General features: G+C 65.4%; 20 protein-coding genes. 3 read left to right on the top strand and 17 right to left on the bottom strand.

All coding sequences use genetic code 11. The features are described from left to right. Positions 1–187 precede the first annotated feature (187 nt). The 13 genes from lnt to murJ all read right to left on the bottom strand — a co-directional run bounded on the left by lnt (position 188) and on the right by murJ (position 12,681). Positions 188–1,801, bottom strand: coding sequence for an apolipoprotein N-acyltransferase (lnt, locus tag MTX23_RS00185; protein WP_280974645.1), 1,614 nt, complete (start codon positions 1,799–1,801; stop codon positions 188–190). Beyond that, positions 1,798–2,910, bottom strand: coding sequence for a hemolysin family protein (locus MTX23_RS00180; protein ID WP_280974644.1), 1,113 nt, complete (start codon positions 2,908–2,910; stop codon positions 1,798–1,800). The genes lnt and MTX23_RS00180 overlap by 4 nt, the downstream gene beginning before the upstream one ends. Before the next feature lies 1 nt (position 2,911). Then, positions 2,912–3,409, bottom strand: a complete 498-nt coding sequence (gene ybeY / locus MTX23_RS00175) for an rRNA maturation RNase YbeY (RefSeq protein ID WP_280974642.1) — start codon at positions 3,407–3,409, stop codon at positions 2,912–2,914. Between the two features lie 68 nt (positions 3,410–3,477). Further along, positions 3,478–4,533 (bottom strand): PhoH family protein, encoded by a 1,056-nt coding sequence (locus MTX23_RS00170; RefSeq protein WP_280974641.1) that lies wholly within the window; start codon positions 4,531–4,533, stop codon positions 3,478–3,480. A gap of 5 nt (positions 4,534–4,538) precedes the next feature. Then, positions 4,539–5,933: a tRNA (N6-isopentenyl adenosine(37)-C2)-methylthiotransferase MiaB gene (gene miaB / locus MTX23_RS00165; RefSeq protein ID WP_280974640.1), complete on the bottom strand. Its 1,395-nt coding sequence runs from the start codon at positions 5,931–5,933 to the stop codon at positions 4,539–4,541. A gap of 58 nt (positions 5,934–5,991) precedes the next feature. Next, positions 5,992–6,690 (bottom strand): HAD family hydrolase, encoded by a 699-nt coding sequence (locus MTX23_RS00160; RefSeq protein WP_280974638.1) that lies wholly within the window; start codon positions 6,688–6,690, stop codon positions 5,992–5,994. Between the two features lie 4 nt (positions 6,691–6,694). After that, on the bottom strand, positions 6,695–7,147 hold the full coding sequence (locus MTX23_RS00155) for a Fur family transcriptional regulator (protein WP_280974637.1): 453 nt from the start codon (positions 7,145–7,147) through the stop codon (positions 6,695–6,697). Between the two features lie 54 nt (positions 7,148–7,201). Next, positions 7,202–7,687 (bottom strand): ribosomal protein S18-alanine N-acetyltransferase, encoded by a 486-nt coding sequence (rimI, locus tag MTX23_RS00150; RefSeq protein ID WP_280974636.1) that lies wholly within the window; start codon positions 7,685–7,687, stop codon positions 7,202–7,204. Then, positions 7,684–8,382 carry a tRNA (adenosine(37)-N6)-threonylcarbamoyltransferase complex dimerization subunit type 1 TsaB gene (tsaB, locus tag MTX23_RS00145; RefSeq protein WP_280974635.1) on the bottom strand — a complete coding sequence of 233 codons (699 nt, stop codon included), beginning with the start codon at positions 8,380–8,382 and terminating at the stop codon, positions 7,684–7,686. The genes rimI and tsaB overlap by 4 nt, the downstream gene beginning before the upstream one ends. A gap of 159 nt (positions 8,383–8,541) precedes the next feature. Then, positions 8,542–9,111, bottom strand: coding sequence for a NifU family protein (locus MTX23_RS00140; protein WP_280974633.1), 570 nt, complete (start codon positions 9,109–9,111; stop codon positions 8,542–8,544). Positions 9,112–9,285: 174 nt separating this feature from the next. Further along, positions 9,286–9,780: a universal stress protein gene (locus MTX23_RS00135; protein ID WP_280974632.1), complete on the bottom strand. Its 495-nt coding sequence runs from the start codon at positions 9,778–9,780 to the stop codon at positions 9,286–9,288. Between the two features lie 144 nt (positions 9,781–9,924). Beyond that, positions 9,925–10,977, bottom strand: coding sequence for a tryptophan--tRNA ligase (gene trpS / locus MTX23_RS00130; protein ID WP_280974631.1), 1,053 nt, complete (start codon positions 10,975–10,977; stop codon positions 9,925–9,927). Positions 10,978–11,145: 168 nt separating this feature from the next. Continuing rightward, complete coding sequence (gene murJ, locus MTX23_RS00125; RefSeq protein WP_280974629.1) at positions 11,146–12,681, bottom strand: murein biosynthesis integral membrane protein MurJ; 1,536 nt, start codon at positions 12,679–12,681, stop codon at positions 11,146–11,148. A gap of 261 nt (positions 12,682–12,942) precedes the next feature. Between murJ and MTX23_RS00120 the strand changes: the two genes are divergently transcribed. Continuing rightward, complete coding sequence (locus MTX23_RS00120) at positions 12,943–13,944, top strand: adenosine kinase (protein WP_280974627.1); 1,002 nt, start codon at positions 12,943–12,945, stop codon at positions 13,942–13,944. A gap of 146 nt (positions 13,945–14,090) precedes the next feature. On the opposite strand, the gene MTX23_RS00115 is transcribed toward MTX23_RS00120, so the two are convergent. Next, positions 14,091–15,785, bottom strand: a complete 1,695-nt coding sequence (locus MTX23_RS00115; RefSeq protein ID WP_280974626.1) for an AMP-binding protein — start codon at positions 15,783–15,785, stop codon at positions 14,091–14,093. A 355-nt stretch (positions 15,786–16,140) separates the two neighbouring features. Then, entirely contained in the window at positions 16,141–17,334 is a 1,194-nt protein-coding gene (locus tag MTX23_RS00110) for a serine hydrolase domain-containing protein (RefSeq protein WP_280974624.1), read from the bottom strand. A gap of 356 nt (positions 17,335–17,690) precedes the next feature. On the opposite strand from MTX23_RS00110, the gene MTX23_RS00105 reads away from it, so the two are divergent. Together MTX23_RS00105 and MTX23_RS00100 are read left to right on the top strand one after the other, a co-directional pair. Then, a complete protein-coding gene (locus MTX23_RS00105) occupies positions 17,691–18,011 on the top strand; it encodes a hypothetical protein (protein WP_280974623.1) in 321 nt (106 codons plus the stop codon). A gap of 176 nt (positions 18,012–18,187) precedes the next feature. Continuing rightward, positions 18,188–19,681 (top strand): NAD-dependent succinate-semialdehyde dehydrogenase, encoded by a 1,494-nt coding sequence (locus MTX23_RS00100; protein WP_280974622.1) that lies wholly within the window; start codon positions 18,188–18,190, stop codon positions 19,679–19,681. A gap of 239 nt (positions 19,682–19,920) precedes the next feature. Here the strand turns inward: MTX23_RS00100 and MTX23_RS00095 are convergent, their stop codons facing one another. Together MTX23_RS00095 and MTX23_RS00090 are read right to left on the bottom strand one after the other, a co-directional pair. Then, complete coding sequence (locus MTX23_RS00095) at positions 19,921–22,119, bottom strand: SulP family inorganic anion transporter (RefSeq protein ID WP_280974621.1); 2,199 nt, start codon at positions 22,117–22,119, stop codon at positions 19,921–19,923. Between the two features lie 169 nt (positions 22,120–22,288). Then, complete coding sequence (locus MTX23_RS00090; protein WP_280974620.1) at positions 22,289–23,095, bottom strand: crotonase/enoyl-CoA hydratase family protein; 807 nt, start codon at positions 23,093–23,095, stop codon at positions 22,289–22,291. Positions 23,096–23,339: the final 244 nt, after the last annotated feature.

The raw sequence follows: 23,339 nt of genomic DNA, 5'->3' as shown, positions 1-23,339 counted from the left end.
CCGTCAAATCCTGCAAGGAGGATCGGGACGAAATGCGGACAATTTGCGCAAAGGGGCTGACTGGACTTAGGATTTCGCTCGGACCGTACAATGCGAAGCGTACGGTCAATCTGTCAACTGGTGGAATCGCGTTCAGGCGAATTTCGACGTTTTTTCGGGTTCGGCGACAACCGGCGATATGTAATCGTCAGGCCTTTCGCCTGAGAAGACGCCGCCGCAGTACGATTGCCAGCGCAACGATCACAATTGCGGCGGCCGGGATATTCCCGATCCGCGCATAGATCGTCGGCGCGATCGCCGCCGGCAGGCCGGCATCGAGCACGCCTTCGATACCCAGTCCGAGTTGTGCGACAATCCGCCCCAACGGATCGATCACGGCGGAAATGCCCGTATTTGCGGCGCGCACCAGGGGCAGCCCTTCCTCGATCGAGCGGAGCCGTGCCTGCTGCAGATGCTGGTAGGGACCGGTCGAGATTCCGAACCAGCCGTCATTGGTGACGTTGATGATCCAGCCCGGACGTTCGTCGCGGTTGACGATGCTGCCGGGGAAGATCGCCTCATAGCAGATCAGGGGCAGCGCGGGCGGCGCGTTCGGCACGTCGAGCGGCCGGCGGATCGTGCCCGGGATGAAGCCGCCCACGACCTTGGTGAGCTGCTGGAAGCCGAGCTTCTCCATCCACGACTGGAACGGCAGATATTCGCCGAACGGCACCAGATGCAGCTTGTCGTAGACCGACAGCACGCTGCCGTCATGATCGATGACGTAGATGGAATTATAGGCGCGCGTGATGCGGACGCCGGGCGGCAGATCGGGCGCGCGCACCGAGCCGGTGATCAGCACGGTTCCCTTCTGCAGCAGATCGGCGATCTGCGCCATCGCGTCGGCTTCCCGAGTCAGGAAGAAGGGAAACGCGGATTCCGGCCAGATCAGGATGCTGGCATCGCGCACGCCGGTGGATTGCGGCCCCGACGCCCGATCCGACAATGCGAGATATTTCTGCATCACCGCAGCCTTGGCGGAGTAGTTGAACTTGGCGTCCTGCTGCAGGTCGGGCTGCATGATGCGCAGCTTGACGCCCGCGACCATCGCAGTCGGGTGCTGCGACAGCCGCACTGCGCCGAACGCCAGCATCGCCGCCAGCACCAGCACCGCCGCGACCGGCGTGCGCCAGGGCTTGCGGCTGCGCGAAGAACCGTCGATCAGCACGGCCGGGCTTGCGAAGATCGCAACCGCCAGGAACGTCATGCCCCACAGCCCGATCAATGATGCAGTTTGTGCCAGCGCCAGCGGCTCGCTCAGCGCATAGCCGAACGCGTTCCACGGAAAGCCGGTCAGGACGTGGCCGCGGAGCCATTCCGAAATCGTCAAACTGGCCGCGAGCGCGAGCACGCGCGAGGCGTCGCGCGGCCAGATCAGCCGTGCCAGGGCGAAGCCGAAGGCGGTGAACAGCGAGAGATAGGCCGGCAGGCCGAGCACCGCGAACGGCGTCAGCCAGGCGAAAGTCTGCGCATCGACGAAGAAGGCGTAACCGATCCAGTACAGCCCCGGCACGAAATAGCCGAGGCCGAACCAGAAGCCGGACAGCGCCGCCGCGGGCACGCCGTGCCAGCGCCCGGCCGCGGCGCCGTCGATCAGCCAGACCGCGATCGAAAACGTCAGGAACAGAATCGGCCAGGCGTTGAACGGCGCCATTGCCAGCGCCGACAAGGCGCCGGCGGCAAGCGCGATGACCGCACGCTTCCATCCCCAGGTCAGGATGATCGCAAGCCCGGTGGCGCGGAGTTTGTCTGACAGCCTCACTGCTGACCGGCTCCATCGCCGGACGGCGGGGTGTTGTCATTGGCCTGCGGCGTTCCGGCTTCCGGGGATGGCTCGCGGCGCCGCTCGCGCTCCTTGCGCGGCGTCGGCCGCTCCTTGCGCGTGCTGATCCGCAGGCGTTTCACCCGCCGCGGATCGGCGTCGAGCACCTCGACCTCGAAATTGCCCGGTCCGGAGATCACCTCGCCGCGCACCGGCAGGCGGCCGACGAAGGAGACCAGATATCCGCCCAGCGTCTCGACCTCCTCGCCGGCCTCGCCGGTGACGAAATCCTCGCCGATCACCGAGCGCACGTCGTCGAGGCTGGCGCGCGCGTCGGCGATGAAGGAATTGTCGGCCTGGCGGACGATCGAGGGCGGCTCGTCGGAATCGTGCTCGTCGTCGATCTCGCCAACGATCTCCTCGACGATGTCTTCGATCGACACCAGCCCGTCGGTGCCGCCATATTCGTCCACGACAAGCGCCAGGTGGATCCGCGAGGCCTGCATCTGCGCCAGCAGGTCGATCGCCCGCATCGACGGCGGGATGTAGAGCAGCTTGCGGATGATGTGGGCTTCCGACAGCGGCATCGCGAGATCGACCGCGCGCAGGTCGAGCCCCGCCGGGAACGGCTTCTTGCGCCGCGTCTTGGTCGCGTCGGTGACGCGCGCCCTCGCGGTCATGAAGGCCAAGAGGTCGCGGATATGCACCATGCCTTCGGGGTCGTCGAGGGTTTCGTTGTAGACCACGAGCCGCGAATGCGCCGCGCTTTCGAACAGGCTCATCAACTCGCCGAGCGGAATGTCGCGCTTGACCGCGACGATGTCGGCGCGGTGCACCATGACGTCGGCGATCCGCCGCTCGTTGAGCGACAGGATATTGCGCAGCATGGTGCGCTCGATCGCCGAGAAGCCGACATCGTCGGGCGTCGAGGCGTCGAGCACCACCTGCAGGTCGTCGCGCACCGAGCCGGCCCTCCAGCCGAACAGCGTGCGGATCGCACGCACCAGCCAGCCTTCGGCGGCGGGGCGGTGCGCCTCGCCGGCGTGCACCACGACCGGCAGGTTGCTCACGTTGCGCGGATTGTCATGGGTCGGTTCGGAATCCGCCATGTCAGTCCATCCGATCCGCATAGGGGTCGGGAATGCCGAGGGAGCCGAGAATCTCGCGCTCGAGACTTTCCATGTCCTCGGCATCTTCGTCGTTCTCGTGGTCGTAGCCGATCAGGTGCAGGAAGCCGTGCACCGCAAGATGGCTCAAATGGTGGTCGAACGGCTTCTGTTCCTCGTCGGCTTCCCGCCGCGTCGTCTCGTAGGCGATGGCGATGTCGCCCAGCATGCGCGGAGCATCATCGGGAGCACCACCACCGGTGGGCTGCAGCGCCGGAAACGACAGCACGTTGGTCGGCTTGTCGATGCTGCGCCAATTGTTGTTCAGGGTGCGGATGCCGGCATCGTCGGTCAGCATGATCGCAAGCTCGGCGTCCCCGACATCGGCGTCGGCTACTTCCGCGGCCGCCTCGATCGCACGATGGATCACCGCTTCGGCGTTGGGTTCGGTCCGCCAGCATTCGGCTGTGACGAGAACCTCGGTTGCGGGAAAGGAGGACACGGTGGTTCCAAAATCTGCGTTATGGCCGGCCCCCGCATCGCGCGGGCTGTCGGCCGAAGCTGTTGATCTCAAGATCTGTCGTTTGCCGGCCGCTGCGGCAATCCCTCATAGGCGGCCACGATGCGCGCCACCAGTTCATGGCGAATGACGTCCTCGGCGGTGAACCGGACCTGCGCGATGCCCTCGACGCCGTCGAGCAGCTTCACCGCCTCGGCAAGTCCCGAGGCCTGACCGTGCGGCAGGTCGACCTGCGAGGGGTCGCCGGTCACGATCATCCGGCTGTTTTCGCCGAGGCGCGTCAGGAACATCTTCATCTGCATCGATGTGGTGTTCTGCGCTTCGTCGAGAATGATGGCCGCATTGGTCAGCGTGCGGCCGCGCATGAAGGCGAGCGGCGCGATCTCGATCTCGTTACCCTGCAGCGCGCGTTCGACCACACGCGCGTCCATCAAATCGTACAGCGCGTCATAGATCGGGCGCAGATAGGGATCGACCTTCTCCCTGAGGTCGCCGGGCAGGAAGCCGAGCCGCTCGCCGGCCTCGACCGCAGGCCGCGTCAGGATGATGCGGTCGACCTCCTTGCGTTCGAACAGTTGCGCGGCATGGGCGACGGCGAGCCAGGTCTTGCCGGTGCCGGCCGGGCCGATGCCGAACACCAGCTCATGCCGCTTCAGCGCACGGATGTAGGAGTCCTGCGCGGCGGTGCGCGCACGTACCGGCCGCTTGCGCAGATTGATCGTCTCGAATGTCGGCTTGGCCGCCTTGTTGTCGAACTCGAACAGCGAGCCCTGCGCGATCACGGCGCGGATCGCGCCCTCGACTTCGCCCTGATCGAGGTCATGTCCATCGACGGCCTGCGCGTAGAGCGTCTCGAGCACGCGCCGTGCCGCGTCGCAGCCGTCGCGCGATCCGGCGATGGTGACGTGGTTGCCGCGGGAGTCGACGACGACGCCAAGCCGGCGCTCGACCAGTGCGAGGTTCTGGCCGTAGGGGCCGACCAGCGCGGAAGCGGCGCGGTTATCGTCGAAATCGATGACGACCTGGGTCTCGGGTGGAATTTGCATGTCGCGATCAGGTTTGCGGCTGGGAGCGAGCGAAGGCGAATCCGATGCGCTTTTGGGCAAGGATTTCAGGCTCCAATGGTCGTCTGCGAAACCGGGTTCGGCGCGGACGGCGCTGCGAGCTCGCCGATCAGGCTGTAGCGCTCGAGGCTGTCGATCCGCACGGGGAGAACCCTGCCGATGATGTCAGGCGAAGCCATCACATGGGCGGGCTGCAGATAGGCGGTGCGGCCGACGATCTGGCCTTCCCTGCGCGGAGCCGCGCGCTCAAACAGCACGTCGACCGTTGTGCCGATCACAGCCCGATTGAAGGCCGATTGCTGGCTGTCGATCAATTCCTGAAGCCGCCCCAAGCGCTCGTCCATCTCAGCTGCTGACACTGTCTCCCGCATCTCCGCCGCCGGCGTGCCCGGCCGTGGCGAATATTTGAATGAATACGCCGCAGCGTACCCGATTTGCGTGACAAGCGCGAGGGTGGCGGAAAATTCTTCCTCGGTCTCCCCGGGGAAGCCGACGATAAAATCCGATGAAAAAGCAATATCTTGCCGCGCAGCACGGAACCGGTCGATGACGCGCCTGTAATCATCGGCGGTATGTTTGCGGTTCATGGCTGCAAGAATCCGGTCCGCGCCGGATTGCACCGGCAGGTGCACGAACGGCATCAGCTCGGGCAGATCGCGATGCGCCGCGATCAGCGAGTCGTCGACGTCCCGCGGATGGCTGGTCGAGTAGCGCAGCCGTGCCACGCCGGGGATCTCGGCGAGCCGCTGCAACAGTCTGCCGAGCGGCCAGGTGCGGCCGTCGGGGCCATGGCCATGGTAGGCGTTGACGTTCTGTCCGATCAGCGTGATCTCGCGCACGCCGTTCTCGGTGAGCTGTGTGACGTCGTCGACGATCTTGGCAACCGGACGCGAGACCTCGGCGCCGCGCGTATAGGGCACCACGCAAAAGGTGCAGAACTTGTCGCAACCCTCCTGCACGGTGACGAAGGCGGAGATGCCGCGCGCGCGGATCGCGTCCGGCTTCGGCTGCGGCAGGAAGCCGAACTTGTCCTCGACCGGGAATTCCGTGTCCAGCGCGCGGCCGTTGGCCTTGGCGCGTTTCAGGAGTTGCGGCAGGTGGTGATAGCTCTGCGGCCCGACGACGATGTCGACGGTCGGTGCGCGATGGATGATCTCCTCGCCCTCGGCCTGGGCGACGCAGCCGGCGACCGCGATCTTCATGTCGCGGCCGTCGCGCGCGGCCTCTTCCTTGGCGACCCGGAGACGCCCGAGCTCGGAATAGACCTTCTCCGACGCCTTCTCGCGAATGTGGCAGGTGTTGAGGATCACGAGATCCGCGTCCTCCGCGCTCGCCGTCTCGACGAAGCCCTCACCAACCAGCGTGTCCACCATGCGTTGCGCATCGTAGACGTTCATCTGGCAGCCATAGGACTTGATGTGCAGCTTGCGCGGCGTCGTCATGGAACCTTGATCGCGGATTGGAAGCGGCGCCATCAGGGCGCCGAGGCTGAAATATAGCTTAGACCGGCGAAAATCCAGCGATCGAGCCGTATTTTTGGCCCGCTCGGGCGATCAAACCTGGCAATTGGCGCATATCGGCGAATGTCGCGGCTGTTCCGGCCTTGCGCAGCATGTCCTCGTGTTCCGCCGTGCAATGGCTGCCGCCGTGGAAGCCGAGCACCGTCATGCCGGCGGCGCGCGCGCCGGTGACGCCGTGCACGCTGTCCTCGATCACGACGCAGCGCTCCGGCCGTGCTCCCATCTGCTCGGCCGCAAACAGGAAGATGTCGGGCGCAGGCTTGCCGCGCTTGACTTGCGTTGCGGAGAAAATATGCGGCGCAAGCTGGTCGTAGAGCCCGGCGCAGCTCAGGCCGTGGCGGATCTTTTCCGGCGTACCGCTGGAGGCCACGCATTTCGGCAAGTTGAGCGCCGATATCGCGTCGCCGACATGGGCGATCGCGTTGAGGTCGTCGGCATAGAAGCCGAGCGTCGCCTGCTTGACCTCCGCCTCGAAGCTATCCGGCAGTCTGCGGCCGATCTCGGTCTCCACGATCTGCCGGGCCTCGCGGTCGGACACGCCGAGGAAGCGCTTCAGCACGCCGTCCGGCGTGATCGGATAGCCGTGACGCGTCAGCGTCTCCGCGTGCGCCCGACAGGAGATCACCTCGCTGTCAACGAGCACGCCGTCGCAATCGAAAATGACGAGGTCGAAGCTCACTCGACTAGGACTTATTTTCTTCGTCGAGCGGAACGCAATAGAGCTCGAGGCGATGATCGACCAGCTTGTAGCCGAGCTTGCGCGCGATCTCGGCCTGCAGCTTCTCGATCTCCTCGGAGGTGAACTCGATCACCTTGCCGTCGCGCAGATTGATCAGGTGATCGTGGTGGCTCTCCGGCATCTGCTCGTAGCGCGCGCGGCCCTCGCGGAAGTCGTGCCGCTCGATGATGCCGGCGTCCTCGAACAGCTTGACGGTGCGGTACACCGTTGAGATCGAGATCTTGTCGTCGACGGCCACGCAGCGCCGGTACAGTTCCTCGACGTCGGGATGATCCATGGCTTCCGCCAGCACGCGCGCGATCACGCGGCGCTGTTCGGTCATGCGCATGCCGGTCGCGGCGCAGCGCGCCTCGATGCCGGTGTTCCTTTGCGCAGGCGGGGGTTTCACCGTGGTCATGGGGTTCAAGGCCTTGGGTCGAATGGCAGGCGCTGTTCTGCCATCGCGCGGATGTTACGACAAGTCACGCCGCATCAGAAGCGCGTTCAAATGTTCCCCACCGGGCTGCTTGTAATAGCGCTCGCGCCGGCCAATCACGCCGAATCCGGCCTTTTCATAGAGCCGTCGCGCCGGCTCATTATTTTCTTCCACCTCGAGGAAGATGGTGCGGACGCCGCGGCCGGCAAGATGACCGAGATGGGTCAGCAGCAGAATGCGTGACAGCCCGCGGCCCCGCTGGCCGGCATCGATCGCGATCGAGAGGATTTCCGCTTCGTCCGCCGCCACGCGCGAGACGGCGAAGCCGATGATCTTGCGTCCCTGCCGCAGGCGGTGCACCAGGGTGTTGCGCTCGGTCAGCATCGTCTCGAACTCGCCTTCGCCCCAGCCGCGGTGAAACGAGGCGCCGTGCAATTGCGCCAACCGCGCCGCGTCGCTCAATGTCGCGGGCTCGACCGTGGGCGTAGCACCGCCCCACCATCGCGAAAGCCAGGAGGTCATGTGGCCGACGGTTGCGCGTTGACTGGAAGCTGATCCCGCGGCGGCTTTGCGTCGGGCGCGCGCAGATAGAACGGCCGCGGCGGCGCGCTCTCCGGATCGATGGCGGCGCCGACCCAGGCGACCCAGGTGATGTCGGGCGCGGATTGCGGGTCGACCCTGAACGGCGGCACAGCGTCGGCCGGCCAGCGCTCGGCGAGGATCTTTGCCGCGTTGCCGACCAGATGCAGCGCGCCGAGGCTGGCGGCCTCGAGCGCCTCCGCGATCGGCGCCACCTTCGGCTTGATCAGCGGACTGCCGTCGCCGCCCACCACCTGGAAATAGACGTGATCGTGCCGCGCATCGATCGCCGACAGGATCGGATGCTCGCCATTCTCGGCGACCACGGGTGCGGCGTAAGCGGCGAGTGTGGTCAGCCCGACAATCGGCTTCTCCGCGGCGAGCGCGATGCCGCGCGCAGCCGAGAGGCCGACGCGCAGGCCGGTGAAGCTGCCGGGACCGGTGGTGACGGCGATGCGGTCGAGAGCGGTGAAGGCGATGCCGCTGTCCTTCATCACGCGCGCGATCAGCGGCATCAGCGCCTCGGCGTGGCCGCGCTGCATCGCCTGCGATTCGATGGCGATGGTTGTGCCGGCGGCAGTGTCGAGCACGGCCGCGGAGCAGGCGTCGAGCGCGGTGTCGATGGCGAGGATCAGCATGGGGCGAACGTCACAGCGAATGGAATGTCAGGCTCAATTCCGGTTCGCCGGCTCACTGTTCTTTCCCCCTCGTAGGGTGGGCAAAGGCGCACCGCCCCCTGCCCACCATCGTCTTTGCAATGTCGGAGGTGGGCGCGCTTCGTTTTGCCCACCCCCAGATTACATCGGCCGAACTTCCTGCACGTCGGGCACGAAGTGCCGGAGCAGGTTCTGGATGCCGTGCTGCAGCGTGGCGGTCGATGACGGGCAGCCCGAGCAAGAGCCCTTCATGTTGAGATAGACGATGCCATCCTTGAAACCGCGGAAGGTGATGTCGCCGCCGTCATTGGCGACCGCGGGCCGCACGCGGGTTTCGATCAGGTCCTTGATCTGCGCGACGGTCTCGGCGTCTTCCTCGTTGAAGAACTCGCCTTGCTCATCGCTGATGTCGTCGCCGCCGGCGGTGCCATCGGCGAGTAGCGGCGCACCCGACATATAGTGCTCCATGATCGCGCCCAGGATCGCGGGCTTGAGGTGCTGCCAGTCGCCGTCCGCCTTTGTCACGGTGACGAAGTCGGAGCCATAGAACACGCCGGTGACGCCTGCTACGGCGAACAGCCGTTCGGCCAGCGGCGAGCGCGCGGCTGATTCGGGCGAGGAAAATTCCATGGTGCCGCTTTCGAGCACCATGCGACCCGGAATGAACTTCAAGGTGGCGGGATTGGGTGTGGCTTCGGTCTGAATGAACATCTGCTGTCTCCGGCGTCGCCGGTTCAAGGCCGGCGCGTTGGGTTCCATTATAGCGTTTTCGCGCGAAGTGGTACCGGTTCGCCAAAGAAAACGCGTCAAATCAAGGATTAAGATGGCAACCCGGCAGGCGCCGATCAAGACGCACGGCTGCGGTTCCAGCCCTGCGCCAATGGCCTAGGACAGGGCGTCGATGTCGGGATCGGACAGGCCGCCGGGCACGATGGTGACTGGAATTGGGAACGCGCCCATGGTCTTGGCCATGGTGGTGATGATCGGCCCGGGTCCCTCCGGGCCCGGATTGGCGGCCAGCACCAGCATCGCGATATCGACGTCCTTATCGATCACGTCGATGATCTGCTCGATCGGGTCGCCCTCGCGAATCACCCGCTCCGGGGTGATTGCGGCAATCCCGTTGGCGCGGCCGGCGGCGCGGTCGAGCGCCTCGTTGGCGGCCTCCGTGGCTTCCGCGCGCATGATATCGGCGACACCGAGCCATTGCTGGTTCTGGTCCTCGGTCTCGATCACCCGCAGCATCACCACGCCGCCGCCGCCGCGCTTTGCCCATCGGCTGGCATAATAGACGGCGCGGTCCCATTCCGCGGTGTCGTCGACGATGACCAGGCATTTCGGCTGGTGGCCCGTCTCATAGCTTCGTCGCTGGGTGGTCATGCATTTCCCGGTGCTGGCCAACGAGCATGATCCGGAAAAGTGTGGAGCGGTTTTCCGAGCAGATCATGCTCAAACAAGGCACATGCTGCCACACTCCCTCTCCGTTTGGGAGAGGGCGCCGCGGTTCCTGTTCGCCGCGTCGCGTCAGCGCTGGCGGATGAAGCCGACGATGTCCTTGGTCAAGCGCATGGTCTCGTCGGCGATGACGCGGGCGCGGTTGGCGCCGTCGGCCAGCACCGCGTCGACATGGCCGGGATCGGCAACCAGCTTCTTCATCTCGGCCGCGATTGGCGCCAGTTTGGTGACGCAAACCTCGACGAGTGCGTTCTTGAAGCTCGAGAACTGCCCGCCGCCGAACTGCTTCAGCACGTCCTGCTTCGTAATGTCGGCCAGCGCCGCGTAGATGCCGACGAGGTTGTCGGCTTCGGGGCGTGTCTCCAGGCCCTTCTCCTCGGTGGGCAGCGGTTCCGGATCGGTCTTCGCCTTGCGGATCTTCTGTGCGATGGTGTCGGCATCGTCGGTGAGGTTGATGCGCGAATTGTCCGACGCATCAGACTTCGACATCTTCTTGGTGCCGTCGCGCAAGGACATCACCCGCGTCGCGGGCCCCGTGATCAGCGGCTCGGGCTGCGGAAAGAACAGGCCATCGGCAAACCCATGACCACGAATTGAATCGCCGAAGTCGTTGTTGAACTTCTGCGCGATGTCGCGGGACAGCTCCAGATGCTGCTTCTGGTCCTCGCCGACCGGCACGTGGGTCGCGCGGTAGAGCAGAATGTCGGCGGCCATCAGCACCGGATAGTCGTAGAGGCCGACGGACGCGTTCTCGCGGTCCTTGCCGGCCTTCTCCTTGAACTGGGTCATGCGGTTCAGCCAGCCGATCCGCGCGACGCAGTTGAAGATCCAGGTCAGCTCGGCGTGGCCGGCGATCTGGCTCTGGTTGAACACGATGTGTTTCTTCGCGTCGATCCCTGCGGCGATGAAGGCCGCGGTCACCTCGCGCGTGTTGCGCGCGAGTTCGGTAGGGCCGCCCCACACGTCGACGCCTTGCGTGATCGCGTGCATGTCGACGACGCAATAGATGCAGTTGTGCGTCTGCTGCATCTTCACGAAGTTGACGATCGCGCCGAGGTAGTTGCCGAGGTGCAGATTGCCCGTCGGCTGGACGCCTGAGAAAACCCGTTCAACGAACGCCATGGTCTCAATTCCCGGAAATGGCTGCTTTGGAGCGCTTTCGAGCGAAGTGGGCACCGGTTCGCGTCAAGAAAACGCATCGAACCAAGAGTCTAGAGCCCCGTTCCGATTCCATCGGAACGGAACAGGCTCCAGCGGCGTCGTTTGCCATTTAAGCCTCGCGCGCGCAAGTCAGGCGGGGCGCTTTTGCCTGATGGCATTAACCACCTCGCGCCAGCCGGTCACGCCGAAAAGCCGCAAAAACAGCCCGTAACTCGCCATGCCGACGGCGATCAGCAGCAGGAGGGACGCGGCCTGCACGAAACCGTGTGCGCCGGTGGTCGGCACGGCGCGTTGCGCAAGCCACAGCACCGCGCCCATCGCGAGCGCCGCGGCGAGGATGCGCGGCAGGCGGCGGCGCGCATCGGCATCGATCGAGAAGCCGAAGCTTGCCGCACCGTTCCGGATCAGCGTCAGCGCGTTGCTCCAGGCGCCGAGCGCGATGCCGGCGGCGATCCCGTTGGCGCCGAATAAATGCCCGAGCAGGAAGGCGGCGGCGATCGCGACCACGATCGCCCTCAGCGTCGCGACGAGCGGCGTCACCGTGTCCTCGCGGGCAAAAAACGCCGGCGACAACGCCTTCACCAGCACATGCGCCGGCAAGGCGAGCGCGAGCCAGATCAGGGCCTGCGCAGTCGCCGCGGTGTCGTCGGCCGTGAATGCGCCGCGCTCGAACAGGATGCGGGCGATCGGCTGGCTCAGCACCATCAGGCCGAGCGTGGCTGGGAAGGCCAGCCCGACCGCAAGCGCGAGGCCGCGCGATTCCGCATGCGCGATTGCTGTGTGCTCGCCGCTTCGCACCGCGCGGGTCATTTCCGGCACCAGCACGGTGCCCATCGCGACGCCGACAATGCCGAGCGGCAACTCGAGCAGGCGGTTGGCGAAATACAGCCATGACACCGCCGACGGCGATGTCGAGGCGATCACCGCGCCTGCCACGACAAGCCATTGCGGCGCGCTGCTCGCGACCATGCCGGGCACCGCGCGCCCGAGGAAGCCGCGCATCTCATTGTCGAAGGAGACGCGGAGCGGCGAGGCGGCCTGGCCGCCGCGCAAGACCAGCATCGAGAGTTGCAGGAAGCCGGCGACGCCGACCGTCGCTGCCATGACCTGCGCGGCCTGAACCGGATCCTGTTGCCGCACCAGCAACACGGCCATCACCGCGATCAGCGCGATGTTGAACAGCAGCGGCGAGAACGCCGTCAGCGCGAAGCGGCCCTGCGCGTTGAGCAGCGCCATCATGACGGTGACGGGTCCGGCGAAGGCGAGATAGGGCAGCATCAGCCGCGCGTCGTCGACGGCGAATTGCAGCGCGCCGCGGCCGACAAAGCCCGGCGCGATCACCGTGATCACCAGCGGCATCAGCACGCCGAGCACGAGTGCGGCCGCGATCACCGCGGCGCTCACGGTGCCGAGCACGCGGCCGGCAAAGGCGGCCGCCGCCGTGCCATCGCGCTCGCGAATCTTGAGCCAGGCCGGCACCAGCGCGGCGTTCAGGCCGCCCTCGGACAACAGGCGCCGCACCACGTTGACGAGTTGGAACGCGGCCAGAAAGGCGTCCGCCACGGGGCCTGCGCCGAGCAGCGCCGCGATCACGGAATCGCGCACGAAACCGAGCAGCCGCGACGCCAGCGTTCCCGAGGAGACCGTGAGGAAGGAGCGGATCATGCGGCCTCTATAGCAGCCGCGCGTGCCGCTGCCAGCGGCAGTCTACCAAACCCGTACCCTGAGGAGCGCGCCCTTGGGCGCGTCTCGAGGGATCGACGGCCACCAACGGGGCCGTTCATCCTTCGAGGCTCGCCCAGCGGCGCAACTGCGCCGCAAGGCTCGCACCTTCAGGATGACGGTGCAATGGCGTGGCTTGCTGCCGTCGGGCGTAACGTGATAGGCCGCAGCCTTTCGTGGGTACCCGTCAAACAGGGCAGGTCAATGGCTGACGCAAAATATGACGTTCTCGGGATCGGCAACGCGATCTTTGACGTGCTGGTGCAGACCGACGAGGCATTCCTCGCCCGTCACGGCATGACCAAGGGCTCGATGCAGCTGATCGACGAAGCCCGTGCCACCGCGATCTACAGCGACATGGGCCAGGCGACCGAGATGTCGGGCGGCTCCGCTGCCAACACCATCGTCGGCGTCGGCAATCTCGGCGCGCGCGCGGCCTATGTCGGCAAGGTCAAGGACGACCAGATCGGAAAGCTCTACATCCACGACATCCGCGCCGCAGGCGTGACCTTCGACACCAGACCTGCCACGGACGGGCCTGCCACCGGCTGCTCCTACATTCTGGTCACGCCGGATGGCGAGCGCACCATGAACACCTATCTCGGCGCGGCGCAGGACCTGACGCCCGACGACATCGATCCGGCGCAGATCGCAGCGGCGAGCATCATCTATCTCGAGGGCTATCTCTGGGACCCGAAGAACGCCAAGGATGCCTTCGTCAAGGCGGCGACCATCGCGCATGGCGCGGGCCGCCAGGTCGCGCTGACGCTGTCTGATTCGTTCTGCGTCGATCGCTACCGCGACGAATTCCTCGAGCTGATGCGCAAGGGCACGGTGGACCTGGTGTTCTCCAACGAGGCGGAGCTGCACTCGCTGTACCAGACCTCGGATTTCGACACGGCGCTGCAGCAGTTCGGCAAGGACACCAAGCTCGGCGTCGTCACCCGCAGCGAGAAGGGCTGTGTCGTGGTCTCAAAGGACGGCGTGACGGCGGCGCCGGCCTATCCGATCGACAGGCTCGTCGACACCACCGGCGCCGGCGATCTGTTCGCCGCCGGCTTCCTGGTCGGCCTCGTGCGCAACGCCGGATATGAGAATGCCGGCCGCCTCGGCTCGCTCGCGGCCGCCGAAGTGATCCAGCACATCGGGGCGCGGCCGCTGGTGTCGCTGAAGGAGCTCGCGAAGCAGAAGGGCTTGCCGGTGTAAGGCGAGATCTTCCTTCACCTTTCCCGCTTGCGGGGGAGGTCGATGCGCGAAGCGCGGCGGGTTGGGGCTCTCTCCGCAAAGTGACTCGTGGTGACACCCCCACCCCGGCCCTCCCCCGCAAGCGGGAGAGGGGGAAGAGGACTACATCACGCCGTCTTCGCCGCCTTCAGCCCGAGCCGCTTCTCGACCGACTCGCGCATCACGAACTTCTGGATCTTGCCGGTCACCGTCATCGGGAATTCGTCGACGAACTCGACGTAGCGCGGGATCTTGTTGTGCGCGATCTGGCCCTGGCAGAACGCGCGCACCTCGTCCGCGGTGAGCGTCTCGCCCTGCCGGATCCTGATCCAGGCGCACAGCTCCTCGCCATAGCGGTCGTCGGCGACGCCGAAGATCTGCACGTCCTGGATCTTCGGATGGCGATAAAGGAATTCCTCGATCTCCCTCGGATAGAGGTTCTCGCCGCCGCGGATCACCATGTCCTTGATGCGGCCGACGATGTTGCAATAGCCCTCGTCGTCGATCACGGCGAGGTCGCCGGTGTGCATCCAGCCGTTGGCGTCGAGCACGTCTGATGTCTTCTCCTTCTCGTCCCAATAGCCAAGCATCACGCTGTAACCGCGGGTGCAGAGCTCGCCGCGTTCGCCGCGCGACACCACCTTGCCGTCGAGATCGACGATCTTGACCTCGACATGCGGAAGGATGCGTCCGACGGTTGAGACGCGGCGCTCCAGGGGATCGTCGGTCGCGCTCTGGAAGCTCACCGGGCTGGTCTCGGTCATGCCGTAGGCGATCGTCACCTCGCGCATGTTCATCTCGGTGTTGACGCGCTTCATCACCTCGATCGGGCAGGGCGCGCCGGCCATGATACCGGTACGCAGCGACGACAAATCGAAGCGCGAGAACTCGGGATGGTCGAGTTCGGCGATGAACATGGTCGGCACGCCGTACACCGCCGTGCACTTCTCCTGCGCGAGGGTCGTCAGCGTCGCCAGCGGATCGAATCCCTCGCCGGGATAGACCATGGTGGTGCCGAGCGTGACGGAGGCGAGGTTGCCCATCACCATGCCGAAGCAGTGGTAGAGCGGCACGGGAATGCAAAGGCGGTCCTTCTCGGTGAGGCGCATCGCGCGGCCGACGAAGTAGCCGTTGTTGAGGATGTTGTGGTGAGTCAGCGTCACGCCCTTGGGCGAGCCCGTGGTGCCGCTGGTGAACTGGATGTTGACAGGATCGTCGAACTGCAGGCTCTCGGCCAGCGCCGCGAGCTGCTCGCGATGGCGCGGGCCGCCCATCCGGGTCACCTCGTCGAATGGAATCGCGCCCGGCGCCGCCGGGCCTCCGATCTGGATCACCGCGCGCAATTGCGGCAGCCGTGCCGATTGCAGGCGGCCGGGCTCGGAGCGCGCAAGCTCGGGCAGCAGCGTGTTCAGCATCTCGATATAGGCCGAGGTCTTGAACGCGGTTGCCGTCACGATGGCGGCGCATCCGACCTTGCCAAGCGCAAATTCGAGCTCGCTCAGGCGATAGGCCGGATTGATGGTGACAAGGATCAGCCCTGCCTTCGCCGCGGCGAATTGCGTCAGCGCCCATTCCGGCCGGTTCAGCGACCAGATGCCGATCCGCTCGCCGCGCTCCAGCCCGAGGGCGAGGAAGCCCGCGGCCAATGCCTCGACGCGCTCGGCGAATTCGTTCCAGGTCCAGCGCACATTGTGGCTGGGCGAGACCAGCGCCTCGCGATTGCCCCAGCGCTCGCGTGCACGGTCGAGGCTGCGACCGATGGTTTCGCCGAGCAGCGGCGTATCGGAAATGCCGCAAACATAACTGTCTGCCCTGGGTGCCAAGACTTGTCCTCCTCCTGATCGCGTTTCACGTCGCGTTTTGCGCGATCTTAGTCTGTTGGCGCCGGCCGGACACGCCCGACCTATGGCGGGTATTGCAAGGCCCTCCGACTGAGGAGGACTTTAGAGCAGCGGGCTCCGATTCACCTCGCCCCGCTTGCGGGGAGAGGCATCGGCCGCCTTCGGCGGCCGTTTCTTGAGAACGCCGAAGTCAAGCCTCGGCTATGACGATCACGAGATGCGTTCCGGGTGAGGGGGTGCAGGTCCCTCAATCGTCAGCGCTCGCGGAGAGAGCCCCTCACCCCAACCCTCTCCCCGTAAGGACGGGGAGAGGGAGCTTGGTCCCGTCGCGGTCGCCTCAAGCCGCCTTCTGCCCGCTGCCGGCATCGAGCCCGGCATAGATGCCGCGCTCGAAGCCCGCGAAGGCTTCCAGGCTTTGCTTGTCAGCGAAGGGCAACAGCTGCATCAGGATCACGCCGCAGACGTCGCGCGACGGATCGATCCAGAAATAGGTGTTGGCGAGGCCCGCCCAGGCGAGGCTCCCGGCGCTGCGGCCTTCCGGCGTCTTGGCGGTGTTGATGAGGAAGCTCAAGCCCCACTTCTTCACCATGTCGGGATAGAGGTCGACGTCGTTGGTGAACATCGGCGCTGCCGTCGTCATCTTGCCAACGGTAAGCTCGCCGATGTGGTTCTGCCCCATCATCGCGACGGTCTCGGGCTTCAGCAGCTGGTTGCCGTTGCCTTTGCCCTGATTGAGGATCATCTGGCAGAACTTGATGTAGTCGCCGGCGGTCGAATAGAGCCCGCCGCCGCCCATGTGGAATTCAGGATTCTGCTCGAGCTCGAACGGAATCGCGGTTAGCGTGCCGTCCTCGCCGCGGGCATGCATGCCGACCAGCCGCTTGCGCATGTCGTCTGATATCTTGAAGGCGGTGTCGTTCATGCCGAGCGGAACGAACATGTGGTCGCGCAAGTAAGCATCGAGCTTCTTGCCGCTCACGGCCTCCACCGCCTTGCCGACGAAATCGATATTGGTGCCGTATTCCCAGCGCGTACCGGGATCGCTTGCGATCGGCGTCTTCAGCGCGGCGTTCTGGCAGGTGGTGATTCCGGGAGTGCCGGTCTTTTCCAGATACCTCGCCTTGTCACCGTTCCACAGCTCGTAGCAGAAGCCGGCGGTGTGGGTCATGAGCTGGCGCAGCGTGATCGGCCCCTTCGCCGGCCGCAGCTTCGGCTCGCCGTTGGCGTCGAAGCCTTCGAGCACCTGCGGTGCGGCGAGGTCGGGCAACAGCTTGCCGATCGGCTCGTCGAGCGACAGCTTACCCTGCTCGACGAGCTGCATCGCGCCCGCTGTTGTCACCGCCTTGGTCATCGAAGCGATCCAGAACACGCTGTCCGTGGTCATGGCATCGCTCTTGGACAAATCGCGTTTGCCGAACGCATCTTGATAGATCACGTCCTTGCCGGTTGCCGCGACCGCGACAACACCGGGTATCTCCTTTGCGTCGCTCTTCTCGCGCAGAAGCTGATCGATCTGAGCCTTGCCTTGCATTGGGATGTTCCTCCGGTGGGTTATTGTTTTGGAGTGCGGCGATCATCCACCCGCTTTTGGAGCCCTGCAAGGAGGGCGCAGGGCCATGACGTCGCGATCTCGTGATGGCAGCGCGGCGGGGCGGCCTTGCACAGGGCCTGCGCGCAACCGGTGTCCACCACACGCGGAGATCTTGCGGAAGCCGTTGCCTCAACCCTGATGATCCATCGGGAACACCCCCGTGAACGTGATGGCGTGGTCGATTTTCATCGATGAAGTTTTGCACTAACGCATTCAGGTCGCTGCACAAACGGTGCGGCAAATCGGGATGATTTGACGAAAAATGGTCGTCGTTTTTGAGGTCGCGGGACGTTGCAATGATTTCGACGTGGAGTGAGTGGAAACGTTATCCGCGGCCCGGACGTGGCGAGAATATCGAGGCGCCGATCAGCCCCGGCCTCTATGAAGTCCGCTACGCTGGTACCGGTGCACTGCACTCGTTCGCGGCGGTCGAGAATGTCGCGCAGGCGTTGGCGCTGTTGCAGACCGGCTCGAAATCCTGGTTCGGCCGCCGCGACACGAAGGCGCAGGCCGATCTCGAATATCGCACCTGCGCAACCTCGACCAAGGCGGATGCCAAGGCCGCAGCCCAGCGCATGATCGGCCGCCGCGAAACCTATATGAGTGGCGCGGCCTGACACAGAACTGTCATTCCGGGCGGAGCAGGACATCGCGCCCGGAACGGCCATCAATCTGGCTAAACGATCCGGTCCAGCATCGCATTTGCGCGCACGCAGAGCCGCGCCGCGGACAATGCATCGCGGTGCGTTTCGGCCTATATAGGGCGGCGAATCCCCTTCAGAGGAGTAACGTCATGACCCCGCCCGTTGCCGCACGCGCTTCGCAATCCGCAGCATCCCTCCTTGATCGGTTGAAGGATCCGTCGCTGCTGCGCGACCGCTGCTATATCGACGGCGCCTGGGTCGGCACGCCGGAATTCGCCATCAACAATCCAGCCACCGGAGCGGAACTCATCAAGATCCCGCAGCTCAGCGCGGCCGATGCGACCAAGGCCGTCGAAGCCGCTGAGCGCGCATTTCCGGCCTGGGCCAAGCTGACCGCCAAGCAGCGGTCGAACATCCTGCGCAAATGGTTCGACCTGATTATCGCCAATCGCGAGGACCTCGCGCTGATCCTCACCTCCGAACAGGGCAAGCCGCTGGCCGAAGCGCTCGGCGAGGTCGATATCGGCGCGGCCTATGTCGAATTCTTCGCCGAGGAGGCGCGCCGCGTCTATGGCGAGACCATCCCGACCCAGCGGCCGGATGCCCGCTTGCTGGCGATCAAGCAGCCGATCGGCGTTTGCGGCGCGATCACGCCGTGGAATTTCCCGAACTCGATGATCACCCGCAAGGTGTCGCCGGCGCTGGCGGCCGGCTGCACGGTCGTGCTGAAGCCCGCCAACGAGACGCCGCTGTCCGCGCTCGCGCTCGCCGCGCTGGCCGAGAAGGCCGGCGTGCCGAAGGGCGTGTTCAATATCATCACCGGCGACGCGCCGCCGATCGGCAAGGTGCTGTGCGAGCATCCGGCGGTGCGCTTCGTCGGCTTCACCGGTTCGACCGAGGTCGGCAAGATCCTGTACCGGCAGGCGTCGGTCGGCGTGAAGAAGCTTGGCCTCGAGCTCGGCGGCAACGCGCCCTTCGTGGTGTTCGACGATGCCGATATCGACGCCGCCGTCGAGGGCGCCATCGTCTCCAAGTACCGCAACATGGGCCAGACCTGCGTCTGCGCCAACCGCCTCTACGCGCAGGACAAGATCTACGACGAGTTCGTGCAGAAGCTGTCGAAGAAGGTCGCCGCGATGAAGATCGGCGACGGCACCGAGCAAGGCGTGGTGCAGGGACCGCTGATCAACATGGAGGCGGTCGACAAGGTCGAGCGGCATATTGCGGACGCGGTGAAGGGCGGCGCCAAGATCGTGACCGGCGGCAAGCGCGCCGCGCTCGGCCGCAGCTTCTTCGAGCCGACCGTGCTGTCCGACGTGAAGCCGGACGCGCTGGTGGCGCGTGAGGAAACTTTCGGACCGCTCGCGCCGGTGATCCGCTTCAAGGACGAAGCCGACGTGATCGCGATGTGCAACGCCTCGCCGTTCGGCCTCGCCTCCTACTTCTATTCGCGTGACATCGGCCGCGTCTGGCGTGTCGCCGAGGCGCTGGAGTCGGGCATGGTCGGCGTCAACTCCGGCCTGATCACCACCGAAGTCGCCCCCTTCGGCGGCGTGAAGGAAAGCGGCCTCGGCCGCGAAGGCTCGCGTCACGGCATGGAGGAATATGTCGAGATCAAATATGTGATGATGGCGGGGGTCTGATCGCCAGCATTATCTGTCGACCAGCGCCTTGAACTCCGGATCGCCCTTGCGAATGATCAGCCCATAAGGTTCGGTGCTCAGGCTGTCGTTGATGATGCGCCAGACGGATTGGCGCTGCCTGCGATCAGGCTGGCGAGCAGGATGTCGTCCATGATGAAGGCTTCGCTGCCTCCTCCCCCGCAAGCGGGAGAGGGAGCCGAAACCCCGTGCGCCCGTCCATTGCGGCGCTCTCATCATTTTTACCGCCGCAGCACTGCGATGGTGCGGTTGGCGAAGGACAGCCGCTCCGCCATTACGGAGACGAAATAGGTCAACAGCTTGTGGCTGAGCTCGGGGTCCTCGTCCCTGATCGCCGCGAACTGGCGGGTATTCAGCACGTAAAGCACGCTGGCCACCTCGGCTTGGATGGTCGCGCTGCGCGGGGCCTGCGAGACCAGGCCCATCTCGCCGATCGTGGTGTAGCGGCCGAGGCTGCGCACCCGCGTGGTGCGGCTGTCCTCGGCGGGGACCACGACGCCGACGCGGCCGTCGAGGATGAAATGCATCGAATCCGCAGGCTCGCCGGCGCGCACGATGACCTCGCCGGCGTCCACCTCGATGCGCTGGCATCTGCGGATCAATTCATCGGCGTCACGCTCCTCGTCGAGGATCCGCGTGAACCAGCCGCGCAGGTCGGCCTCCTCCTGCGCCAGTCCCTGATGCTGCCCGATGATCTCGTTCTCGCACCATTCCAGCGCACGATCGAGCTCGTCGATCACTCTGACGCCTTCGGTGATGAAGTCGCTGGAGCGCAGGACCTTCTCCGCCACCGCCGACAGATGCACCAGCACCAGCTCGACGCCGACGTCATGCGCGCAGCGCTTGATCTGCGCGAAGCTGTAGGCCGCCGATGAATCGATGCCGGTGACGAGCTTGAAGTCGAACAGCAGATAGCGGCACTCCGGATGCTCGCGCAGCAGCACCTTGACGTGCTGGTAGAGCCGGTTGGCAGAACCGAAGAACAAATAGCTCTGCAGGTTCAGGCCTCTGATCTTGCCGCCATGCGCCAGCAGCACCTCCTGGTCGTCGCGCGACCGGTCAAGCGAGCTGCGATACTCCGAGCCGTCGAAACTGTACTTGATCGCCTCGATCCGCGACGCGCTGAACGCGAACGTCGCGCAGCCGATGATGATACCGATCAGGATGCCGGGGACGAATCCCCAGGTGACGATGATGGCGATAATCGCGAGCAGCGAGACGTACTCGGTCTTCGATAGCCGCTTGCGCGACTCGATGATCCATTTGTGGAGCTGGTCCGCGCCGAGATAGAGCAACAGCCCGCCGAGCACGAATTTCGGGATGTAGCCGAGCAAGTCGGGCGCGACCGCGAGCATCAACAGCGACACCGCAGCGACGGTGAGGCCGGACAGGCGGCCGCGTCCGCCGCTCGAGAGATTGAGAATCGAGCGGCTGATCGAGACGCAGCCGGCATAGCCGGCCAGCGCGCCGGTCAGGATGTTGGCGAAGCCCGTAATGTTGAGCTCGCGCTCCAGATTGGCCTCGCGATGGGCGGCGACCTCGATGCCGGTGGTGTTGAACAGTGTCGAGGCGGCGGTGACGAACACCACGGCGACCAGGTTGCCGAGCAGGTCCGGAACCGTCGACCATGGGTAGTGCGCGAATTCCGCGATGTGCCACGGCAGCATGAAGGTCGACGGCGGCGGCGGCTCGAAGGTCCAGCCGGTGGCGCGGGCCTCGTCGGGCAAGATGCCGATGATCCAAAACACCAGGTGCGCGACGATCACGCCGCCGATCAGGATCACCGGCAGGCCGAACGGGCTGCGCGAGCGATGCCAGGTCAGATACAGCACCAGCGCCGTTGTGGCGGCCGCGCCGAGTTGCGCGATCGTGACTGTTTTTGTGAAGTGGAAGAGGGTGCCGACTTCCACGGGATAACCGGTGATGACCCTGATCGCGCCGAGCAGGATCAAGAGCCCGGTCGCGCCGAGGAAGCCGCCGACCACGGGATAAGGCACGTAGCGGATCGCGCGGCCCATCCGCGTGAGCCCGAGTCCGCACATCACGAGACCGGTGACGATGGTCGAGAGGCCTAGCGTGATCAGCACCGGTCCGAGCAACGGCGCCGACGGGTTTGCGCCGGCGATGCGCTCGACCAGCGACGCCATCAGGATGCCAGTCACGGCGGCGGTGGAACTGTCGGGACCGGCAATCGCGAATGGCAGCGAGCTGCCAAGCGCGACGACGGTTGCAAGCACCGCCGAGCTGATGAAGGTCGCGGCGACGCCATAGGACAGATAGGGCGAGAGCGGACCGGCGAAGATCAGCAACGCATAGGACAGCCCGAACGTGATGGCGAGGATGCTGGCGGCGCCGCCGCCGAGAATGTCACTGACGGCCCGCCGTGCCCGCGAGCCGAAGTAAAGCGATCGACCAATCACGAAAAATAAGCCCCGAAATTCCGCGGTCAGTCGTAGACGACCGCGGCGCGGGCCGACAACAGGATTTTTGTGACAAGGTTTCTCAACATGTGCTCGAGCCTTTGCCCTTCCTTGTAAGGCCTCTTGCAAGAGGAGAGGCGAGGTTGGGTGTGCGGGAGCGATCTCGGGCTCAGCCGGTCCCGCCGTCATTGCCGAACGCGCCGTGACGTCCGACGCCCGACGCAAAGCGCGTCGCGCCGGACAGCGTTTCGCCCGAGGCGATCACCTCGAGCCCGCCGCGCATCTCGTTCCTGATCGCGTCCTCTTCCTCGAGGTCCCACTGCCGCAGCGCCGACAGCCGGTCGGCGCGCAGGCATGTCTGCGGGAACCGGGCGATGTCCTTGGCGAGCGCGATCGCGTGTGCGCGGGCCTCGCCCTTCGGCACCAGCCGGTTCGCCAGCCCCATGCGATGGGCCTCGGGACCTGCGACCGGGCGTCCGGTGAGGATCAGGTCGATCGCCTGCGAATGTCCTATCAGCCGCGGCAGGCGGATGGTGCCGAGGTCGATCAGGGGCACGCCGAAGCGGCGGCAGAAGATGCCGAAGGTCGCGTCCTCGGCGACCACGCGCAGGTCGGCCCATAGCGCGAGCTCCATGCCGCCGGCGACTGCGAAGCCCTCGACCGCCGCGATCACGGGCTTCGAGAGCCGCAGCCGGCTCGGCCCCATCGGCGCGATCGTGTTGTGGCCGCCGATCTCGCGCTTCTTGTTGGGATCGCCTGATGCCACCGCCTTGAGGTCCGCGCCGGCGCAAAAGTAGCCGCCGGCGCCGGTGAACACCGCGACCGATGCGCTCGTATCGGCGTCGAACGCCAGGAATGCATCATAGAGCTTGCGCGCGGTGGCGCCGTCGACGGCGTTGCGGCAATGCGGACGGTTGATGGAGACGATGGTCACGGCGCCATCGCGCTCGGTGAGCACGGTATCGGCATCAGACATGGGGCGCTCCCTGGGTATTCTTGTTGTTCCCGGAGAGTGACATCAGTAGCGATGCTTGCGCAATCCCACGACGCGAACGCGCAGTTCCGTAGGTAGGCGAAACGAGGCGCGCGCCTCTTCCCGTCACCCTGAGAGCCCGACTCAAAAACGATCAATAAAATCAGGCTCTTTCATCTAGCTCCGTCATGCCCGGCCATAACGAAGAAAGCGACTGAAAATGCTGCTCGCTTTCCGGTCAGGCTCT

This window comes from Bradyrhizobium sp. ISRA436 (assembly GCF_029910015.1).
Lineage (GTDB): Bacteria > Pseudomonadota > Alphaproteobacteria > Rhizobiales > Xanthobacteraceae > Bradyrhizobium.
The sequence above is the reverse complement of the archived record's forward strand: the minus strand, read 5'-3'. Positions and strand labels throughout refer to the sequence as shown.